Here is a 22,514-nt window from a genome sequence, read left to right as displayed (position 1 = left end):
CACAAAATTCTCAAATTTCACATAAGTATAGTTGTTTTAGTAAATTTATTGTTAAATTATATCTATAATTATCAATTACTTATATGCGTTTATTTACTATATTTTTTATTTTAAATATTTTATTAGGATACTCGCAAGCAGATAACTCATTTAGCTTTAAACAACTCTCAGACGAAAATGAAGATATGCCATCTGGAGCGCTTGGAATTGTACAAGACAGCATAGGCTATATTTGGATAGCAGGTGTTAATGGTTTAAGTAAGTATGACGGTAAAACCATTGAATTTTTTCCTAAAAATTTTGTAAGTGAAAGTGATATTATTATTTATGATAAAAAATTATATACCGATCGTGAACTAAACACGTGGATCATTACTGGCGAAAGAAGCATAGAGAAATTAAATTCTAAGCAAAACTCTTTTAAAGCTGTGGGCAATATACCCTTACCGAAAGTAATATATCAAGACCTAAACCTTAATTTTTATGTAGGAACATCCGACAATGGCATATTCAAAATAAATGCTAAAACTAATGACACTTTACAAATACTTAACAAGAAGGATTTTCCTGCTAATGTCAACGAATTTGCAGATATGCAAAACCATCTTTGGGCAGCTACAACTTCAGGAGTTTATAAAATTTCTTCAGATAAAAAGTATATAAAATATGTATTACCTATAGAGGATCAGATTCATACGACAGTAGTTGCTGCTTCTGAGAAACATGGGGTTTTTGTCGGTACTTATTTCGATCAGGTTTTCAAATACAATAGTACTACGGATAAATTTGAAATTTTTAAAGGATTTCCAAATTATCCCTTGTTAGAAGATATATATGTGCATAATCTGTTTTTTGATAGTAAAGATCGTTTATGGATAGGAAGCTATGGTCAAGGTGTGTATTTGGTTGATTTTAATAATCAAACTATTTTAAATTTTAAACAAAATAAACAAAACCCTAATTCCATTCCTTATGATTGTATCACTGCAATTTATGAAGATCGAACTAACAATATATGGATAGGAACTGATGGAGGTGGTATATGTCTATACGATGAAAAACTTCAAAAATTTAACCTACTTAATAATGAACGGTTACCAATAAACATAAATCTAAGTCTAATTAAAAGTTTGGATATTGATTATGATGGCAGTTTATGGATGGGTACACATAATTATGGTATAGTACATGCAGATAGTACTAAGACTAAATTTAAGGTTTATAACAAACAGAATTCAGATTTAAGTTCTAACAAAATTGCCTATTTAAAATTTATTGGAAAAGATTTATGGATAGCAAATGAAACTCCCGAAATCCAAATTTTAAAACCTGATGGGCGCATATCTACTTTCAATAGTAGTTCTAATCCTAGATTAGATGTTGGCTACATTTACAATATATTTCAAGATTCCAAAGATAGGGTGTGGCTATCTACTTCAGATAGTGGTTTAATTCAATTTGATGAAGAATTAGGTATCGTAAAACAATATAGGTACAATTCCAAGAATGTTAATTCTATATCGAGTGATTTAATTTATTCAATTGCTGAAGATAGTAAGAATTGTATATGGATCGGTACTAAATACAAAGGGCTTTGTAGAATTAATCCAGAGACAGATAAAATTCAAAGATTTAATGAATTTGATGGTTTAGCTAGATATCTTTATATAGATTCAGAAGACATAATCTGGATTGCTACCAATACCAATGGGTTAATTAAATTCAACTCTAAAACAAGAGAAACAATATCATATGACAAATCCTTTGGAATAACAAGTGCTACTATATGTGCAATTTTGCCAGAAGCCGATAATCTTTGGTTAAGCTCAAATCAAGGTATTATAAAATTCAATACTAAAAATTTAGAAGCAGAAAATTATGATAAGTTTGATGGGTTGCAGTCTCCTTATTTTGTAACAAGATCAGCGGTGAAAGATTCAAAACGTAATCTATTTTATTTTGGAGGTACTAAAGGGGTTAATTGGTTTAATCCAAATAATATTAAACAGAACACTTCATTAACTAGCACAATTATTACTAGGGTAGAAGTCAATGAAGAGCCTCAATCCGTTTTTAAACCAAAGCGTTTTAAGCATACTGAAAATACGATAAACTTCACTTTCAATAGCCTGCACTTTTCCTCTCCAAGCAAAAATAATTTCAGGTATAAGCTTGTAAATTATGATGATAACTGGCAAGACGCTAAACACAACAATTTTGTTCGTTATACCAATTTACCACCCAATGAATATGAGTTTCATGTTATCTCAAGTAACTATGATGATGTTTGGAACGAAACACCAGCCATTTACAGTTTTAGAATTAATAAGCCATGGTACGCTACTAATTTGGCATATATTATCTATGGATTATTAATTATTACCGCCTTATATCTATTCTATAAATATCTACAATGGCGTTTGCAAATTAAAAACGAATTAGAGTTTGAACATAAAGAGGCCGAAAGACTCAAAAAACTAGACGAATTTAAAAATCGTTTATTTACTAATATTTCTCATGAATTCAGAACACCATTAACCCTTATTTCAGACCCAATAGAAAATCAACTTTCAAAATCTTATCTAAAAGACGAGGATAGAGAAGAATTAGCTATGGTAAAGAGAAATGCTGGAAGATTATTGAATTTAGTCAATCAAATACTAGATATTTCTAAGCTAGAAACTGGTAATTTAAAGCTTTCAGTATCTCATGATAATCTCGAACTCTTATTAAAGCAACTCGTTACACCTTTTAAGTTTAAGGCACAAAACAAACAAATTGATTTTACCTACAGTATTGACAAAACCGAAAACGTTTGGTTTGATAAAGATGTAGTGGAAAAAATAGTGGTAAACCTATTATCAAATGCAATGAAATATGCACCAGAAAATGGTTTTGTACATTTTGAAGCTCATATTCAAGAGGACCATTTAGTTATGAGCGTTACTAATAATGGTGTACACTATTCAAATGAAGATCTGCAAAAACTATTTAAAAGATATTATCAAGGGGATAAGACTAATGATGGAGCAGGTATCGGATTAGCTTTGGTGAAAGAACTGACCATTTTATCTCATGGAAACATAGTTGCACATATGCTAAACACAAACGAAATTCAGTTTACTGTCAATTTACCTATTGCACGTGCGTATTATAAATCTTCAGAAATTGGTTCCACATCTATTCAGAAAGTTGAAAATATAGAGAAAGACGTTGATGTAGAAAATTCTTTAGCATCTCAAAAAGTAAAATCAAAAAATAAACATATAGTTCTTTTAGTAGAAGATGATGAAGATATTAGGCTTTATGTAAAATCATTTTTGCAAGATAGCTATAAAATTATCGAAGCAGTAAATGGTCAGCAAGGAATTGAAAAAGCATTAGTAACTATTCCAGATTTAATTATTAGCGACGTGATGATGCCTATAGAAAATGGAATAGGACTTTGCAATACTTTAAAGCAAGACGAAAGAACTTGTCATATCCCTATTATATTATTAACCGCCAAAAGTGATAATGAACATGAGATAGAAGGGTTACAAGTAGGCGCAGATGCTTATGTAACCAAGCCATTTAATAGAGGGAAGTTGATGGCACAAATTGAAAATCTGTTAAAAATAAGAGCACAACTTCAAAAGCGCTATAGTAAGGATTTTAAATTAAAAGATCTTGCGGTAACTAGCGTAGAGCAGCAGTTTTTAGAGAAACTCTATATAGTATTAAATGAAAATATTTCTAAAAGCGAGTTTAGTGCCGAAATGCTTAGCAAAAAAATGCTAATGAGTCGTATGCAACTTCACAGAAAGATGAAAGCCTTAACGGGATTATCAACTACAGAATTCATTACTAAAGAACGATTAAAATTATCACTACCACTTCTTAAAAAATCAGATGCATCAATCTCTGAAATTACTTATGAGGTTGGTTTTAATTCACCATCTTATTTCAGTACATGTTTTAAAAAACATTACAATACTTCACCAGATGAGTATCGCTCATCTCAATAAACACAGTCCTTAAAAGCACGTGTTACATAATTTGAAGGCTTTGTTACATAATTGAAAGCCACCTTCTTAATTACAGCATATTTTTGTTTCAGAAAGTTTTATTTAACAATAAAATTCTCATTTAATTGATAGTAGAGTTAAATAATAAAATCAATTACAAATGAGTAAAAGTGATAAAAAAAACAAGCCGACAGCCAGCATATTTATTTAAATATAGAGCATTTAAAAAAAGGGAAATACACCTTTATTTTTATTTCAGAGAATAAGCTATTAATCAAAATCTTTAAATAATCATGAAAACAAAAATTGTATTAAAAGTAATATATGCCATAATAACTATTACCATCTTTATAAACTTTACTTCATGCGCGAGTGATGATACTAATAATTCTGAAGAACAGAACCCGCAATCCGATACGTCTTTTATTTCTTACGATGTAATAGGAAATGCAATAAATGGTATAGACTTTAGAATTCCAGCAAACAATGAAACAAATCTTTCAAACGTAATTATAGCAGGAGCTATTAATCCAGTTGGATTTCAAGGTATTTTGAATTTAACATTTTCTTCTGGATTTGGCTTAAATGATAATTTTAAACAAGTTACTATTCAAGCGCCTGCAAGTGTGGGTTCGCATCCTGTAGGAGAAATACAAACAACCAATACAGGAATCATTACAGATTTACCAGATTACTATACGATTTTTGCTTTTGATGATGCATTTTACGACAGTGATAATGATATGGATAATGATGTATTAACAGATTTACTATCTCAATCAATTACTGTACAAATTCTAGAGTTAGAAACAGTAGAAATTGAAGGACTTACGGTTTTAAAATATGTAAAAGGTACTCTGATTGGTGGCGCAATTTACAAAGCGTTTACGAGTCCAACTACAGATCCACAAGAGCTGCATCATACAGTGAACGCAACGTTTGAATACCATTTGCCTACTGAATAAATAGAAAAAAAACAGAAAACACAAGTAACACTTAAAGAACAGCAATTTTTGGCTGAGAGAAGTTCTATTATAATTCAAATAACTATTATGAAAATAAAAATACTCAATAAAGTACTGGCATTAATAATAATTTTATTGCCTAATATGATTCTATCTCAAGAAGGTTTTGAATTGTGGGGAATGACCTTTAGAGGAGGAAAATCTGATATAGGAACCATCTTTAAAACCGATGAAAATGCTGAAAATCTAGAACTCCAATATGATTTTTTTAAAACGGATGGTGTTGAAATTAAAAGTGGAGTTATAGAAGCTTCCAACGGAAAGTTTTATGGTTTAGCACCTTATTCTGGGCATTATTTAAGTGGTCTATACTATGACAGTGATAACGCAAGTGGAGTTTTATATGAGTATGATCCTGTAACTAATGTATATGAAACCAAGTTTAAATTTGGGGTTGACGAGTTTGGAGCTTCATATTCAGCAAACGGACATCGTCCTGAAGGATCGCTCATTGAAGTTAATAACAAACTTTATGGTATGACTAGAGAAGGAGGGATTCATGGTGATGGAGTCATTTTTGAATATGATTACATGCAAGATGTTTTTACAAAGATTCATGATTTTAATGATTCAAATGGTAGAGCACCAGAAGGAGAACTTACATATGCTTCTAATGGAAAACTATATGGAATGACTTCTGTTGGAGGAGATTATGGAAATGGCGTAATTTTCGAATTTGACATCAACACAAATACATATACCAAAAAAATAGATTTTGACGATGATGTATTAAATCCAGGTGCAATACCTTACGGATCTTTGTTTGAAGCCAGTGATGCAAAGTTATATGGTCTCACTAGTGGAGGTGGTGATTATGGTTTTGGTGTATTATTTCAATATGATTTTATTACCAACGCACTAACAAGTTTGTATAATTTTGGATCTACTGAGACCTCAGGAAAATATCCTTTAGGTACATTAATTGAAGGTCCTAATAATTCCTTAGAACTCTTTGGTACAACTGACGACGGTGGTTTGAATGGTTATGGTATCCTTTTTAAATACAATATCACAACGAGCACATTTACAACTTTGGTCGATTTTGGGGATGCTAACAATTTAGGTTATGTACCTAGTTCTAATCTTACATTAGCATCCAATAACAAACTTTATGGTGTTACTAGGTATGGAGGTGCTAGTGACATTGGCTCTTTGTTTGAATATGATCCTATGAGCAATATATCTAGTGTGCTTTATGGTTTTAATTACACTTCAGGTCATTATCCTTATGGAAGCCTTTTGGAAGCATCAGATGGTAAACTATATGGTATAACTAACAAAACTGTATATGGCAATGTTGACACAACTAATGGTATGTTTTACAGTTTTGATGTAACGACTAACTCGTATAATCCTATTTTTAAATTTAATAGTTCAGAAGATGGTGGTGGACCAGATGGTAGCTTGATTTTTTCTGGAAATCAACAAAAATTTTACGGACTAACATATCGTGGTGGAATTAACGATACAGGTGCAATTTTTGAATTCAATCCAGTAAATAACCTTTATACAAGATTGTATAGCTTTGATGAGGTTAATAATAATGAACTTGGTATTGCGCCAAGAGCCAGCTTATTAGAAGCCTCAAACGGAAAATTATATGGTACAGCATATCGAGGTGGAAATAATAATTTAGGTGTGTTTTTTGAGTTTGATTTATCTTCAAATACATATTCTAAAAAACATAATTTTAGTGATGAGCTAGGAGGTACGCCTTTGGGTGATTTATTACAAGCTTCTAATAATAAAATTTACGGAATGACCTCTGTTGGTGGTGAAGGTGTCTTTATGGAAATCGATGCACCTGCAGGTACTATTTTTGAATATGATATAAATACCGATCAATATACTAAAATTCACGATTTTAATTTAGAAAGCGGTGCATTTCCAAATGGAGGTTTAATTGAAGCCTTAAATGGAAAACTCTATGGAATGACTTCTGATGGCGGACTGCAAGGAGGAGGTGTGGTTTTTGAATACGATTTTACAACAGGTTTTAACAAGCTACATGAATTTGAATATGATGGAGTAAATGGTTCTCGACCTTATGGTAATTTACTTCAGTTTGATACTAATACGCTTTACGGAATGACTTCTGAAGGAGGAGCAAATGGTGATGGTGTTATTTTTAAGTTTGATATTCAGACGAACACTTTTACTAAGGTTTTCGATTTTAATGATACTCTAACAGGTGCTAATCCACTTGGGAGTCTAACACTTCTCAATAATAAACTTTATGGAGTGACTTCTGAAGGTGGTACATATAATTTAGGAACAGTATTCGAATTCAATCCACAAAACTTGACATTTACAAAAACAGTTGATTTTAATTCTCAAAATGGAAGATTACCTGTAACCACCTCTTTGGTGGTTTTAAATAGAAATAAATTATCTACTAATAATTTTGAAGAAAACAAATTTGTGGTGTATCTAAACCCAGTTTCAGAGACCTTACATATTTCAACAGCAAATATGCTTAGAAATACAATTATATATGATCTTTTTGGAAAAAAATTATATACATCTGAGCAAAATAGGAATCAAATTGATGTTAGTGCTTATCAAGCAGGAATTTATGTGCTCAAAGTAGAAACTAATCGAGGAGATTTTACTCAAAAAATAATAATCAACTAGTCTGAGATCAGTAATTTAAACTATAAATTATGAAAACTATAAATCAACCTATGTGTTTAGCACTGCTAGCGTTAACTATGTTTTTTAATTGCAAAACTGAAAAAAAACCAAAGATCATCGATGAAGTTTTAAAAGAAGCCGAGGAAGTTTTCAAAATGCCTGAAAATGTTATCGATGTGGTATCAATAGGAATGAATTTTCAATCGGTAGATACCATTCCATCAGGTTGGAATACGTTTAAATATGAAAACCTTTCAAACGAAACGCATTTCTTTCTACTAGATAAATATCCTGATGGAAAAACTATTGAAAACACATTAACCGATGTCGCACCTGTTTTTGCTGAAGGAATGGATTTGATTAATAAAGGGAAATCTGAAGAAGGATTTGCTGAATTTAATAAACTTCCTAAATGGTATTTTGATATTGTCTTTTCTGGTGGAACAGGGCTTATTGCCCCGAAACGCAAAGCTATTACAACAATTAAATTAGATCCTGGCTATTACATTATGGAATGTTATGTGAAAATGCCAAATGGGATGTTTCATACTTTAATGGGAATGGCAAAACCAATAATTGTACTTAAAAAGGATAGTGGAAACTCACCTCCTGAACCGACAGTGAATATTATTCTATCAGGTGAAGAAGGGATTACCTATGATAAAGTAATAACTAAAGGGAATCAAATTTTTTCTGTATTTGTAAAAGACCAAAAACCACATGAGAATTTTATATGGCATGATGTTAACCTGGTAAAACTAGAAGATAATGCTAACGAAGATGAACTTGAAGCTTGGATGGATTGGTCAGATCCGAAAGGATTAATTACTCCTGTTCCTAATGGTATAACCTTTTTAGGAGGTGTTAATGATATGCCAGCTGGTAGTTCTGGCTATTTCTATGCGGATTTAACACCAGGTAAATATGCACTTATATCTGAGGTGCCTATGTCAAGAAGTAAAGGGCTATTTAAGATTTTTGAAGTAACGGACTAATACTCCACATAATCAACAATCTCTAAGCCATACCCAATCATACCCACACGTTTGGTTTGGAGACTATTTGAGATAAGCTTTAGTTTACTAATTTTAAGATCGTGTAATATTTGAGCTCCAATACCGAAATCTTTAGAATCCATTCCCAAACTAGGTGCTTTAACTAGTCGACCTTCAACTTGGCTTTCTTTTAAAATAGATAGACGTGTCAATAAATTTATAGACTCAGGTTGCTGATTAATAAATATAATTGCTCCTTTACCTTCTTTATTAATAACATTGAACATGTCATCTAATTTTTGATCTGCATTATTAGTTAATGTACCTAGAATATCATTATTAACTAATGTGTTATTAACACGAGTTAATATAGATTCATCAGACTTCCACGAACCCTTAGTTAAAGCGATATGTACTTGATCGTTAGTTGTTTGTTGATAGGCTCTTAGTCTAAACTTACCAAAACGTGTTTCGATATTAAAATCTTCTTTCTTATCTATTAAAGAGTCGTGCTCCATACGATAAGCCACTAAATCTTCAATAGATACGATTTTTAAACCAAACTTCTTCGCCACCTCAAAAAGTTGTGGTAAACGTGCCATTGAACCATCTTCGTTCATAATTTCTACAATAACACCAGCTGGTTCATAACCTGCTAAACGCGCAAAATCTATGGCAGCTTCTGTATGGCCAGTTCTCCTTAATACACCACCTTCTTTAGCTACTAAAGGAAAGATATGTCCAGGTCTAGCTAATTCAAATGGTTTTGTGTTGTTATTGACTAAAGCTTTAACAGTTTTAGATCTATCACTTGCGGAAATTCCAGTACTTACACCATTTCCTCTTAGATCCACAGAAATTGTAAAAGCCGTTTCCATTGGGTCAGTATTGTTTCTAACCATCATGTTAAGCTCTAATTCTTCACATCGATGTTCAGTTAGAGGTGCACAAATTAATCCACGACCATGCGTTGCCATGAAATTAATCATTTCGGGCGTAACTTTTTCGGCTGCAGCTAAAAAATCACCTTCATTTTCTCGGTTTTCATCATCAACAACAATTATAACTTTGCCTTGTCGAATATCTTCAATAGCTTCTTCTATAGTGTTTAGACTTGTTTTTGTATTCACGGTGTTGGGTTTCATAGTACTACTTTACTATACAAAGGTACGTTTATTTTATATTTCGAAGACAACTCTGATAGAAGTCTTGAGCAATCTTATTTCTTTTAATAATATATTTAAAAGGGTAGAGTGGAAGCGTTATTAATACTAAAAAAGGATTGCTACTCTTGTCCTTTTTATTAATCGTTTTGTAAAACTTTGAATACATTACTGCGTCTACTACAACATAAATAGCTAAAAAGATATAGGCGATAATACTGAGACTTAAGGACGCTTCTGCAAGCTCTGGCAGTTTGTTATTTTTAAACACAAAGTGAAGCCCTAATAATATACCTCCAATACAAAAACTAATTAAACTTGTTTTAGAATAGTCGTTATAATCTTTAAGTAATGATTTAGCTTTTACAAGCTTATCTGGTATATCTAAGCCTTCAGATTTTAAATTTTCTAAAGGGATGTTTCGATTCAGCAAATTATGAAGCGCTATTTCTTTTGGCTTTTTATCTAAATCAAACTCATCTTGTTTTTTTATAATCGCTACTAACTCTTCTACTGAATACTTTTTGTAATAATTGTACGATTTTGTGTCTGTTTCTGAGAGTTGAACGTTACTCTTAGGTCTAAATAGTTGTTTTAATGGAACTATTATTGCATCAAACTGAAAAACACCTTTATCATTTGTTGCTCTTGTGGTTAAATAGATACTTAAAGGAAGCATAATCGCTGTAGAAAGCCATGAGCCTATAATTGGACTAAAACTACCTTTCTCTGCACTGTTTTTAGCAAAAATTCCGAAGAAATAATAAGTTAAAAATAAAACAATGGCTATTACCATTGGTAACCCAAGTCCACCTTTTCTAATTAAAGCTCCAAGTGGTGCTCCAACAAAAAAGAGGATAATACAAGCAAAAGCCAAAACAAATTTATCGTGCAAAACAATAATATGTTTGTTAATTAATATGTCCTTTTTTTCAAATGATTTTTTATTACCATCTAAAACTTGTTGTGCTCTATTAGCAGAATTAATGGCTAAGTTTACAATCTGAATTTTTTTATTATTACTAAATAAATCTAGAATATTACCAGCATATAATGAATCGGGTTTTGTAGTGTTAATATTTAGATTTAAAACGGAAAAGTTAGTTCTATTATAAAGGGTTTTAGCTAAATTTAAATAATCATCCTTTCTATTATTTTCTAAGGTGTCAATTCGTTTTACTAACTGATTAACATCTAGCATCGTCCATCTATCTGTATTATTTTTTTCATCTAAGTCATCAGAACTTAATATTTCTAAATCTACATTGATTATGTACTTATCAAAATAACTTTTTGCATGTGGCTTATTTTGATTTTTACGCATATCTTTATTAACAACTTCTTGATAACGATTTCCGTTTACTAATTCGAGTTGAAGGATGTTAGAATCTGGACTACTTTTTAACTCTCCTTTTTCTGATGCTATTACTGTATAGTTTGCGTTACGTGTACTGGTTTTTTGGTGAATAATTACATTTTTTAAAAACTGACCATTATCACCACTTTTTTCTTCTACTTTAATATTTATATTACCAATTTCGTTAAACTGACCTTCAGCAATAGCAAGGGCAGGTTTTTTCTTGGCAATGTTTCGCCTAAGATTGTAAAAATTATATTCTCCCCAAGGAATTACATTGTTTGCAAAAAAGAAACAACCAATACCTAATGCAACAATAAAAACACTTAGACTTCGCATGGCACGTTGTAATGAAATACCTGTTGATTTCATTGCAGCGAATTCATAGTTTTCGGCAAAGTTGCCAAATACCATGATTGAAGATAATAAAACAGTTAAAGGCACAACCAAAGGAATAAGCTTTGGCATGTAATACAATATAAATTTTATGGTTACTGATAAGTCTAAATCTTTACCAGCAAGTTCGGCTATGTAGAGCCATACTCCTTGTAAAACAAAGATGAACATAAATATAATAAAGACGCTAAAAAACGTCTTTAAGAATGTGATAAGTATGTACCTATCTAATATTTTCATTTAAACCTAATCAATTTTGTTGATAAAGTAATCACTATACTTACTTTCGTCAAAAGTAAATAAGGTTTTTGAGATAGGCTCATTTGTTTTAAAAGAATTAACGGTTAATGTGGTTTTTGTTCCGTTTTTACCAACTTCTATAAGATTGTAAATATGCTTAGTCGTGGCATCTATGCCTAATAATACTTGCTTAATTTCAGAATTAGTATCTATTGGACTCAATTTTACATACTGAATTTTTCTGCCTTTTACATTTTGAATGATATCCATTTTATATGTGTAACCGTCTTCATAAAATGATAACATCTTGCTAGGTGTAATCGTTCCTTCATCCTCGGTGTTGTCTGAAGAAATCGTTACTTCCTCGTCTTCTGGACTAATAGTATATAGTGTTTTACCATCGTATATACGAGTAACACCTAATATGTTTAGTTTATACTTTTCTCCTTCAATGACAACATCACCTCGTGTTTCTTGTTTAATGTTTTCACTTAGGTTGTTCAGTTCGTACTTAAAATCTAAACTAATGTTTTTGTACGCTTTAATTTTTGTACTTACTTCATTTAGTAATGCTTCAGCTTTGTCACTATTTTGAGCAAACGCCGTAAATCCTAATGTTACAAATGCTAATACGATTAATTTTTTCATCTTATTTTAATTATAATCTTTTATTGTTTTTCGTTATCTAATAATTGATTCAGAGCTACTAAATCTGGCACTAATACTTGTCTTGCTTTACTACCTTCAAATGAACCAACGATACCTGCCGCTTCTAATTGATCAATAATTCTACCAGCTCTATTATAGCCAAGTTTTAGTTTTCGTTGTAATAATGAAGCTGAACCTTGTTGTGCTGTAACAATGATTTCTGCTGCATCTCTAAACAACTTATCTCTGTCTGAAATATCTATATCAAGATTTGTGCCACCTTCTTCACCAACATATTCTGGCAATAAATGCGCATCTGGATAGGCCTTTTGAGAGCCAATAAATTCCGTAATTTTTTCTACTTCTGGTGTATCCACAAATGCACACTGAATTCTTATTAAGTCATTACCTTGTGTATATAACATATCTCCTCGACCTATTAACTGGTCTGCCCCAGAACCATCTAAAATGGTTCGCGAATCTATTTTACTAGTTACTCTAAATGCAATTCGCGCTGGGAAATTTGCTTTTATTATACCTGTAATTACATTTACAGATGGACGCTGAGTGGCAATAATTAAGTGAATTCCAATAGCACGAGCTAATTGTGCTAAACGTGCAATAGGTGTTTCTACTTCTTTACCCGCTGTCATTATTAAATCCGCGAATTCATCAACGACTAAAACAATATATGGTAGAAAAGCATGCCCATCATTAGGGTTTAGTTTTCTAGCTTTAAATTTGGCATTATACTCAGCAATATTTCTACAAAATGCATTTTTTAGCATTTCGTATCGGTTATCCATTTCAATACAAAGCGAGTTTAATGTATTAATAACCTTAGTGTTATCTGTAATAATAGCATCTTCACTGTCTGGTAGTTTCGCTAAATAGTGACGTTCTATTTTATTAAACAGTGTTAATTCTACTTTCTTAGGATCTACCAATACAAATTTTACTTCCGCCGGATGTTTTTTATATAGTAGCGAAGTTAATACCGCATTTAAACCAACGGATTTACCTTGGCCTGTAGCACCAGCCATAAGCATGTGTGGCATTTTAGCTAAATCTACAACAAAGGTTTCATTACTAATAGTTTTACCAAAGGCTATAGGTAATTGCATTTCGGATTTTTGAAACTTCTGCGACGCAATTACCGAACGCATCGATACTATAGTTGAGTTTTTATTTGGTACTTCTATACCAATTGTACCTTTTCCAGGAATAGGTGCAATGATTCTAATACCTAATGCAGCAAGCGATAAGGCAATATCATCTTCTAAGTTTTTTATTTTAGAAATTCTAATACCAGCTTCTGGTACAATTTCGTATAGTGTAACAGTTGGTCCGATTGTAGCTTTAATGCTACTGATACCTATTTTATAATTACTTAAGGTTTCAACAATTCTATTTTTGTTTTCTTCAAGTTCTTCTTGGTCTATTGATATGCCCTCGTTATCGTATTTTTTTAATAAATCTAAAGGAGGGAACTGGTATTTTGATAATTCTAGTGTAGGATCAAACTGTCCGAAATCTTCAACCAATTTATCAGATAAATTATCTGATTCAGACTTTTCTTCTTCAACCGTTTCAACTTCAATTTTCAATGCTGGCTCTTCAACTGTTTCTTCAATTGGTTTTTCAGCGACCTCCATTTTTAGATTTTCAACTTTAGTATCAGGTTTTGAATGGTTACTGATAGTAGGTTCTGGTTGATCCAAAGGAATTTCGAAAGCACTTTTAATTGCTTCAGCTTCTTCGGTGAGACTGTTATCAAAAACGACAGTTGGTTCTGTCTCTGATGTTTCAGATTTTAAATCGTCTTTAATATTGCTTTTTGCTCTATTAAAAATAGTTACAAACGTATCTCCTGTAAGCTTAAATCTTATGGCGAGATAGGCGATAAGACCAAATAATAGAAGTAGAGCAGTACCAATTTTACCTATGTAATCTTGAAAGAAATGATTCATTTCATAACCAATAGTTCCTCCAAGAAGGTCATATTTATGTGTGAAAAAGCCGAATAAAATAGATAACCAAATAACGATAAGTGTTCCCCATATCCAATGTTTTCTTAGTTTGGCTTTCTTTAAATTTAAGGTAACATAAACACCAGATAAGAACAATAAGCCAGAAAAAATAAAAGAAGGTATGCCGAAACCTTTTGTAATAAATAACTCGCTGACCCAAGCGCCAAGTTGACTTGCCCAATTTTTGTATTCTTCTGAGCGCTCTGGGAAAGTACTGAGGACGCTTTGGTCTTCTTTACCAGTAAACACAAAAGATAAAAATGATATAAAAAGAAGTACACCAAGTATAATCAACAAGCTGCCAAAAATAAGTTTTTGTTGGCTCGATAATTTAAACGAAAGCTTTTTTGGTTTAGCTTTTGGTTTTGCCTTTTTGGTGGTTGTTTTCTTTTTAGTTGTTTTTTTTGCCATTTTATGCCGAATTTATTTCGGTAACGTATTCCAAATTATAGGAAATCAATTTTTAGTTATTTGTAATCTTTTGCTTCTTTAGAAATACCATTAACATAATCCTTAATAATATTCACTTTTTCAGCTTGTTCAAAACCATTAAATGCATTAATATCCTCATTAACAATTTTTTGGTTATAAAATTCTAAATAATGGCTTGCTAACGGTAAAAAGGACCAATGCCATTTTTCTAAATTATAGCCAGTTCTGCCTTGATCTTTTTCAGTATACACCTGATAGAAACCAAAGTTATTGGCATATGTAGTTAGCCACTCATATTCTTTTAACCCTTTTCCGGTGTTAAAATACGAATTATTTAAACTATTAATATCCATGTCTGTTCCCCAATGATGTCTCGATGAACTAGGCATAGAACTATACTCTAATATTTTTAGTGCACGTTGCAAAGGTTCAAGATTTTCGTACTTTTTCCATTTGCGTTCCCAAATAGCTTTTTGCTCATCAAAGTTTCGTGTGCCTGAAATTATTTTTAATTCAATTCCAGATGACTTAGCAGAATCAACCATATCTAAAAAGGCTTTGTAAGTTTCTTTTTTTAGAAATAAAGACTTTGTTGAATGCTCAGAATCTACTTTTACAAATGAAGAATCACTTCTATAATCAAACTTACCTAGAACAAAATCTTTAGTAATATTGAGGTTGCTTTTTACTATTGCTCTAGTTGAATGTTGCATAATCGTATCAATAGAAGTTTTTTTTAATTCTGTATCAGCGATTTTCTTATCATTAGTATTACAACTACACATAAAAAGAATATAGATAAACATTAACAATATATGTTTCATTTTTATGCTTTAAGGAGTTGCAAATTTAGAGTTGAACAAAAATACAAATATGTAACGTTTATCCTATTGGTTTTGGTATTAAAGAAACTTAGGAATGTATATAATACCTGCAACAATTACTGCAACTATAGATGCTATAAAAACAGCACCTGCTGATATGTCTTTAATTAATCCGATTTTTTTATGATACTCTGGGTGAATGAAGTCTGCAATATATTCAATCGCTGTGTTTATGCCCTCTATACTCATCACTAAACCAATCATTGCCAATTGTGCTATCCATTCGGTTTTAGAAATTTCAAAATAAAAACCAGCAATTGTAACTGCTATAGCTATAAAGACTTGAATTTTTATGCTCGCTTCGGTTTTTATGAGTATCAACATGCCTTTAAAAGCATAACCAACACTTTTAAGTCTGTTTACAATGAAAGATTCTTTTTTTTGCATAGAAATTATGCTAGACTAGAGCTGAGTATTTACCGTAATTATTTTAACGCGTCTAAAGCAGCTTGGTAATTAGGTTCGTCTGCAATTTCAGAAACTTGTTCTGTATGCAAAACAGTACCATCTGTATCAATAACTACAATACAACGCGACAAAAGTGTTTCAAAAGCTCCAGTTGTAAAAGCTAAACCATAGTTTTTACCAAAGTCACCAGTTTTGTAATCTGAAAGACTTTCTACATTTTCTATACCTTCTGCACCACAAAAACGAGCCATGGCAAATGGTAAATCTTTAGAAATACACAATACATTTGTATTTTCTAATTGACTAGCCTTTTCGTTGAATGTTCTAATAGATTGAGCACAAGTCCCAGTATCTACACTAGGAAATATATTTAAAACCAATCTAGTGTTTTTATAATCGTCGTTAGATTTTTCCGATAAATCTGTTCCAGTTAAATTAAAGTTTGGTGCTTTACTACCAACTGTTGGTAAATTTCCTATTGTTTCTACAGGTGTTCCACCTAATGTTACGTTTGCCATTTTAATATAAATTTTGTTGTGTTAAAAATAATAACTTTTAAGCGCAATCTTATTAAATAAAGCATAATACTTTACATGAATTTATCTTTGTTTTTTAAAATGTAAAAGCCCTTAAAAATTTTTAAGGGCTTTTATAATATATGAGTATTTATTATCGCAACTCTGCCCCAAGCTTCGTCTCAAAATTAGACTGAAGTTTAGACATAATTTTATCAATCTGCTTATCTGTCAATGTTCTATTTTCATCTTGAAGCGTAAAACTGACGGCATAACTTTTTTTGCCAGTAGGTAAATTTTTACCTTCATAGACATCAAACAAATTCACATTTTTTAGCAATTGCTTTTCAGTTTGCTTGGCTATGGTGTTAATATCATCAAAAGTAACATTGTTATCTAGGAGTAAAGCAAAATCTCGTCGCACTTCTGGGTATTTAGGTATTTCACTAAACTTAATTTTGTTGTGTTGAGCCATTTCTAAGACATTGTCCCAGTTAAAATCTGCGAATAATACATTTTGAGAAATGCCAAAATGTTTTAAAATAGATTTTTTTACTAAACCAAAATCAACGAGTTTCTTTTTACCTAAAGATAAACTTACACCTTCACTAAATACATCTGTTTTGGTAGGTGCAGATTTAAGCTTATTTAATCCTAAACGTTGTAAAACCGTTTCAATAGTTCCTTTTAAGTAAAAGAAATCACTTGGACTTGATGCAGAATTCCATCGTTCTTCAGTTTTATTTCCTGTAGCAAATAGTGAAAGATGTTTATTTTCTTCTCTAGCATCTGCGTATTGATGATAGGTTTTACCAAACTCAAATAATTTTAAATTTTCACGCTTTCTATTAATGTTATGAGACACAGCTTCTAATCCAGAAAACAATAAAGACTGACGCATCACTTCTAAATCGTTACTCAAAGGATTTAGCATTTTTACATTATGCTCAGGGTTTAATTGATCACTTAATTCCACATATTTAGGTGAAGTTAATGAATTTGCCATAATCTCATAGAACCCTTGAGACGCTAATTGATTACCAATAATGTTTTGAAGTTTATAATCTTCAAATCTAGATGAATTAGAAATAGAAGCATTTAACTTTTCGGTTGTTCGTATATTGTTATAACCGTAAACTCTTAAGATTTCTTCAATAATATCCGCTTCGCGCTGTACATCATTTCTGTATGCTGGTACTGTAAGACCCAAGCCAGCTTCGGTTACATTATTAACTTTAATCTCTAATGAGCTAAGTATACTTTTTATAGTTTCCTTCGGAATTTCTTCACCAATAAGTTTTTTTGCATTTTCAAAACTTAGACGAACCTCAAAATCCTTGATTTTATTTTGGTAAGCATCAGAGATATCACTCGAAATTTCACCTCCAGCAATATCGGTAATTAATAGTGCCGCGCGCTTTAAGGCATATTCTGTAATATTAGGATCTATACCTCTTTCAAATCTAAAAGACGCATCTGTATTTAGACCATGACGTTTAGCTGTTTTACGAATACTAACCGGATCAAAATAAGCACTTTCTAAAAATATATTTGATGTACTTTCTGTAACACCAGAATCAATGCCACCAAAAACACCAGCAATACACATTGGTTTTTCAGCATCGCAAATCATTAAATCGTCTTCATGCAATTCGCGCACAACGCCATCTAAAGTTGTAAATTTTGTACCTGCTTTACAGGTTTTAACTTCAATCTTATTACCAGAAATTTTATGAGCGTCAAATGCATGAAGCGGTTGCCCTAACTCATGCAATACATAGTTAGTAGCATCTACAATATTATTTATAGGAGATAAGCCTATGGACTTTAAACGATGTTGTAACCAACTTGGTGAAGCTTCAACTTTTACACCAGAGATGGTAACACCACAATAACGTGGAGCTTTTTCTTTGTCTTGCACATCAACATCAATCTTAAGTGATCGTGCATCTACATGGTAAGAACTTACAGAAGGAGTAATTAACTCTAAAGCCACTTCTTTTTGTAATAGACCCGCTTTAAGATCGCGCGCAACACCGTAATGACTCATAGCATCTGCTCGGTTTGGTGTTAAGCCAATTTCAAAAACCTGATCATTTTCAACCTTAAAAACAAGAGAAGCAGGCGATCCCACTTTTATTTTTTCGTCGAGTATCATAATACCATCATGCGATTCGCCAAGTCCAAGCTCGTCCTCAGCGCAAATCATTCCATGACTTTCTTCTCCACGTATCTTTCCTTTTTTAATTTTCCAAGCTTCTCCTTCAGTAGTGTATAAAGTTGTTCCTATAGTAGCAACAGGTACTTTTTGTCCGGCAGCAACATTTGGTGCACCACAAACAATTTGCACAGGTGAATCTGTACCAATATTTACGGTGGTTACTTTTAATCGGTCTGCGTTAGGATGTTGTTCGCAGGTTAAAACCTCTCCAACAACAATACCTTTTAAACCGCCTTTTACAGATTCGTATTGTTCTATACCTTCAATTTCTAAGCCAAGATCGGTTAATAATTCACCTGTTTTCTCAGCATCCCAATCTATATTTATAAACTGTTTAAGCCAGTTGTATGATATTTTCATGTGGTTATTTTAATCAAGGTGCAAAGATAGTAATTCCTAGTATGCAGTGAAATTTGATTTAGCCTTTTTTATGTAAGGTATTTGTTGTTATTTCGAACTTTATAAAAACCCTTATTTATTATGCGATTTTTAATAGGATTGATAGCAATAATTTTAATAGTTTCTTGCGAGAAAGAAACCAAACAACAGGAATTAAAAGCAGGAACTTACAGAGCAGTTTTAAATGTGCAAGACAATGAACAATTACCTTTTATTTTTGAAGTTGTTTCACCTACAGAACTTAAAATTTTTAATGCTGAAGAAGTGATTGAAGTAAATGAAGTTGAGTACAGAAACGATTCTATTTTTATTAAAGCACCAGTGTTTGAAGGTTACATTGCTGCTACATTTGAAGGTGATAACCTAAAGGGCAGCTTTATTAAAGAAAGCTTAGACAGAATTGTACCGTTTACAGCAGAGTTTGGTAATAAAACTAGGTTTCCTAAATCTAAAAAACCGTCGAAGCGTGTTGATGGTATTTGGGAGACAGTTTTTAGCAAAGGAATTGAAGGTGATGAATATATAGCTAAAGGTATTTTTAAACAAGAAGGAAACAAGGTTACAGGAACCTTTAGAACAACAACAGGTGATTATCGTTATCTTGAAGGTGTTATGAAAGGGGACATTATGAAGCTCTCAACTTTCGATGGCGCGCATGCTTTTTTGTTCACAGCAAAAGTATCTGATTCTACTTTAGAAGGAACATTTTACTCAGGTAACCACTTTAAAGAACCTTTTGTTGCTAAACGAAATGAAATTTACGAATTACCTAGTGCAAACGTTCTCACTTTTTTAAAAGAAGGATATGATAGGTTAGCCTTTTCTTTTCCAGATATAGAAGGAAATCTAGTGTCTTTAAATGATGAACGATTTAAAAATAAGGTGGTTATAGTACAGATTATGGGGACTTGGTGCCCAAATTGTTTAGATGAAAGTAAATACTACACCAAATTCTATAGCATAAATAAAAAAAAGGACTTAGAAATTGTAGCCTTAGCTTTTGAGTATGCTAAAACAGAGGAAAAAGCGTTTAAAAGCATCACTAGATTAAAAGAAAAACTAAATATTGAATATCCAGTTTTATTAGCACAATACGGAACTTCAGATAAAGCAAAAGCACAAGAAAAGTTGCCAATGCTCAACCATGTATTGTCTTATCCAACTTCAATATTTATAGATAAATCAGGAAAAGTACGTAAAATTCATACAGGTTTTAATGGACCTGCTACTGGTGAAAAGTATGTTGAATTTAAACAAGAATTTGAAGCGTTTGTAGCGGAGTTGCTAGTGGAATAATGTTGTTTATGCTCATCTGTAAAGAATATAATTTTTATTTTATACTGATTCATTTGTTGCTAACAGCTTGATATTCATTTGTGTAGTTTATTGTGTTGAAAAATGTCAATTTGACATTTATTTAAATGAAAAAATGACAATTACGCTGAATAATTGACATTTCACCTTGTGATTTTTATGAAATATCCACATAAGTTTGCGATTAATTTAAACTGGTATTTTTTTTGTTACAGGTATAGTGAAGTCAATTGATTTCAAATTTGAAATAATGTTTAATTTAAAATTTTGTAATTATGAGCAATTTAGTTAATGTTCCTAAAAACGGAAGTTTGACAAACACTAATTCAAATTCAAACTTCCCTCTTTTTTCTAATTGGTTGGATGATATTTTTAACAGAGATCTACCATCAGTATTTACTTCAAATTTTAATACAGGAATTACTTTACCTAAAGTAAATATTAAAGAAACTGCTGATGCTTTTTTGGTAGAAATGGCTATTCCTGGTTTAAAAAAATCAGATTTTCAAGTCGATCTCGAAAATCAAGTCTTATCTATTTCTACCGAAATGAAAAAAGAGAATGAACAACAAGAAGGCAATTTTACGCGCAGAGAGTTTGGTTATTCTTCGTTTAAAAGAACTTTTAGTTTACCGGAAAGTGTAAATGAAGATCAGATTAATGCAACGTATAAAGATGGAATTTTAGGCATTCTTTTACCTAAAAAAGAAGAGGCTAAGCAAAAGCCACCAAGAACCATTAAAATTTCATAATCGTATTATTATTTTATAGGCTATTGTTTAGAATGAGGTTGATGCTTTCAACCTCATTTTAATAATTTCGTGTAATTATTTAATTCAGTTTATTATGACTAGAAAATTTAAATCTGGTGATTGGGTTAAATTAAAAGGAAAAGCGTTAGCACCAAAAATGGAAGTATTAAAATATATTACAAAGAAAGATTCATTTTTTGGATTGGTAGATAATAATAATTATTTAGAGTGTATTTGGTACAAAAATGGTGAACGAATTTCTGAAGTTTTTCACCAAAACAGATTGATTAAAGTGACTGAACCTGGAGGTTTATATAAGATATAAACTCTTTAGATGTATAATTTAAATTTCAAGATAATGAAAAAGTATATTTTATTATTAATGTTATTTTTTTTAAGTATCGGCTGTAAAGGCCAAGAAAAACAAGCGAATGAAAAAAAAGCTAAAGAACCCGAAAAAAATGTTGTTGAAAAACCAAAAGGATCTTGGAAAGTTGATAAAGAATTTGATGAAGAAGGCAATTTAATTAGATACGATAGTATTTATTCTTGGTCATCTAGTGGCAAGTATGATCACCTTTCATCCATGCAAAGGGATAGTGTAATGCAATCTTTTAAGTCAAGATTTTTTACAAATTTCTCAAAGTTTGAAAATGATGGATTTGAAGATGTTTTTTCTAAAGATTCATTGTTTAGTAATCGCTTCTTTAACAATGATTTTTTTGGAAGTCCTTTTGGAAAAGATTTTATGAATATCGATAAGATGAGGCAACAAATGATTGACAGACAGAAAAAATTCCTAGAAAAATATCAGTTAGAATTTAAGAATCCCAAAGGCGAAAACTAGACCGTTTTCGTCTTTTTTTGTTTATAAGTAGATGTATTCCTAAACAATAGAGAGTTTTGTAGATGTAATGCTTTTTAAAACTTATTTTGACGCTAAATAAATTTTTAAAGTGTTGAAATATAGTGGTTATAATTATGTTACTTAACTAAGTGCATAGCTGAGTTGATTAGAATTATAAATTAATACATCTTAAATTATTTGTAAACATCCTACCATAAGTTTATTTGGTTTAGTACATTTATAATCT

At 31.4% G+C, this 22,514-nt stretch carries 16 protein-coding genes; 8 read left to right on the top strand and 8 right to left on the bottom strand.

The genetic code is table 11. The annotated features are described in order from the left end of the window. Positions 1 to 83 precede the first annotated feature (83 nt). The 4 genes from H8K90_RS09620 to H8K90_RS09605 all read left to right on the top strand — a co-directional run bounded on the left by H8K90_RS09620 (position 84) and on the right by H8K90_RS09605 (position 8,661). Positions 84 to 4,007 carry a hybrid sensor histidine kinase/response regulator transcription factor gene (locus H8K90_RS09620; protein WP_186845749.1) on the top strand — a complete coding sequence of 1,308 codons (3,924 nt, stop codon included), beginning with the start codon at positions 84 to 86 and terminating at the stop codon, positions 4,005 to 4,007. Positions 4,008 to 4,300: 293 nt separating this feature from the next. Beyond that, a complete protein-coding gene (locus H8K90_RS09615; protein WP_186845748.1) occupies positions 4,301 to 4,972 on the top strand; it encodes a hypothetical protein in 672 nt (223 codons plus the stop codon). A gap of 87 nt (positions 4,973 to 5,059) precedes the next feature. Next, complete coding sequence (locus H8K90_RS09610; RefSeq protein WP_186845747.1) at positions 5,060 to 7,666, top strand: choice-of-anchor tandem repeat GloVer-containing protein; 2,607 nt, start codon at positions 5,060 to 5,062, stop codon at positions 7,664 to 7,666. A gap of 29 nt (positions 7,667 to 7,695) precedes the next feature. Further along, positions 7,696 to 8,661 (top strand): hypothetical protein, encoded by a 966-nt coding sequence (locus H8K90_RS09605; RefSeq protein ID WP_186845746.1) that lies wholly within the window; start codon positions 7,696 to 7,698, stop codon positions 8,659 to 8,661. Here H8K90_RS09605 and ribB read toward each other — a convergent pair. The 8 genes from ribB to pheT form a co-directional block, all read right to left on the bottom strand. After that, the gene (ribB, locus tag H8K90_RS09600; protein ID WP_186845745.1) at positions 8,658 to 9,806 is read right to left on the bottom strand and encodes a 3,4-dihydroxy-2-butanone-4-phosphate synthase; all 1,149 of its coding nucleotides are present in this window, start codon (positions 9,804 to 9,806) and stop codon (positions 8,658 to 8,660) included. The two genes, H8K90_RS09605 and ribB, sit on opposite strands and share 4 nt — an antisense overlap. 28 nt (positions 9,807 to 9,834) lie before the next feature. Then, a complete protein-coding gene (locus H8K90_RS09595; RefSeq protein ID WP_186845744.1) occupies positions 9,835 to 11,817 on the bottom strand; it encodes an LptF/LptG family permease in 1,983 nt (660 codons plus the stop codon). 6 nt (positions 11,818 to 11,823) lie between these two features. Further along, complete coding sequence (locus H8K90_RS09590) at positions 11,824 to 12,465, bottom strand: LolA family protein (RefSeq protein ID WP_186845743.1); 642 nt, start codon at positions 12,463 to 12,465, stop codon at positions 11,824 to 11,826. Positions 12,466 to 12,485: 20 nt separating this feature from the next. Next, on the bottom strand, positions 12,486 to 14,906 hold the full coding sequence (locus H8K90_RS09585; RefSeq protein ID WP_186845742.1) for a DNA translocase FtsK: 2,421 nt from the start codon (positions 14,904 to 14,906) through the stop codon (positions 12,486 to 12,488). A gap of 56 nt (positions 14,907 to 14,962) precedes the next feature. Next, on the bottom strand, positions 14,963 to 15,751 hold the full coding sequence (locus tag H8K90_RS09580) for a M15 family metallopeptidase (RefSeq protein WP_186845741.1): 789 nt from the start codon (positions 15,749 to 15,751) through the stop codon (positions 14,963 to 14,965). A gap of 78 nt (positions 15,752 to 15,829) precedes the next feature. Beyond that, positions 15,830 to 16,198: a diacylglycerol kinase gene (locus H8K90_RS09575; RefSeq protein WP_186845740.1), complete on the bottom strand. Its 369-nt coding sequence runs from the start codon at positions 16,196 to 16,198 to the stop codon at positions 15,830 to 15,832. A 38-nt stretch (positions 16,199 to 16,236) separates the two neighbouring features. Then, positions 16,237 to 16,737 (bottom strand): thiol peroxidase, encoded by a 501-nt coding sequence (tpx, locus tag H8K90_RS09570; protein WP_186845739.1) that lies wholly within the window; start codon positions 16,735 to 16,737, stop codon positions 16,237 to 16,239. A 151-nt stretch (positions 16,738 to 16,888) separates the two neighbouring features. Then, the gene (pheT, locus tag H8K90_RS09565) at positions 16,889 to 19,315 is read right to left on the bottom strand and encodes a phenylalanine--tRNA ligase subunit beta (RefSeq protein ID WP_186845738.1); all 2,427 of its coding nucleotides are present in this window, start codon (positions 19,313 to 19,315) and stop codon (positions 16,889 to 16,891) included. Between the two features lie 120 nt (positions 19,316 to 19,435). Between pheT and H8K90_RS09560 the strand changes: the two genes are divergently transcribed. The 4 genes from H8K90_RS09560 to H8K90_RS09545 all read left to right on the top strand — a co-directional run bounded on the left by H8K90_RS09560 (position 19,436) and on the right by H8K90_RS09545 (position 22,267). Next, a complete protein-coding gene (locus H8K90_RS09560; protein WP_186845737.1) occupies positions 19,436 to 20,650 on the top strand; it encodes a peroxiredoxin family protein in 1,215 nt (404 codons plus the stop codon). Between the two features lie 293 nt (positions 20,651 to 20,943). After that, the gene (locus H8K90_RS09555) at positions 20,944 to 21,420 is read left to right on the top strand and encodes an Hsp20/alpha crystallin family protein (protein ID WP_186845736.1); all 477 of its coding nucleotides are present in this window, start codon (positions 20,944 to 20,946) and stop codon (positions 21,418 to 21,420) included. Positions 21,421 to 21,514: 94 nt separating this feature from the next. Further along, positions 21,515 to 21,745, top strand: a complete 231-nt coding sequence (locus H8K90_RS09550; RefSeq protein WP_186845735.1) for a hypothetical protein — start codon at positions 21,515 to 21,517, stop codon at positions 21,743 to 21,745. Between the two features lie 33 nt (positions 21,746 to 21,778). After that, positions 21,779 to 22,267, top strand: a complete 489-nt coding sequence (locus H8K90_RS09545) for a hypothetical protein (RefSeq protein ID WP_186845734.1) — start codon at positions 21,779 to 21,781, stop codon at positions 22,265 to 22,267. Positions 22,268 to 22,514 lie beyond the last annotated feature (247 nt).

This window comes from Winogradskyella echinorum (genome assembly GCF_014297365.1).
Classification (GTDB): domain Bacteria; phylum Bacteroidota; class Bacteroidia; order Flavobacteriales; family Flavobacteriaceae; genus Winogradskyella; species Winogradskyella echinorum.
The sequence above is the reverse complement of the archived record's forward strand: the minus strand, read 5'-3'. Positions and strand labels throughout refer to the sequence as shown.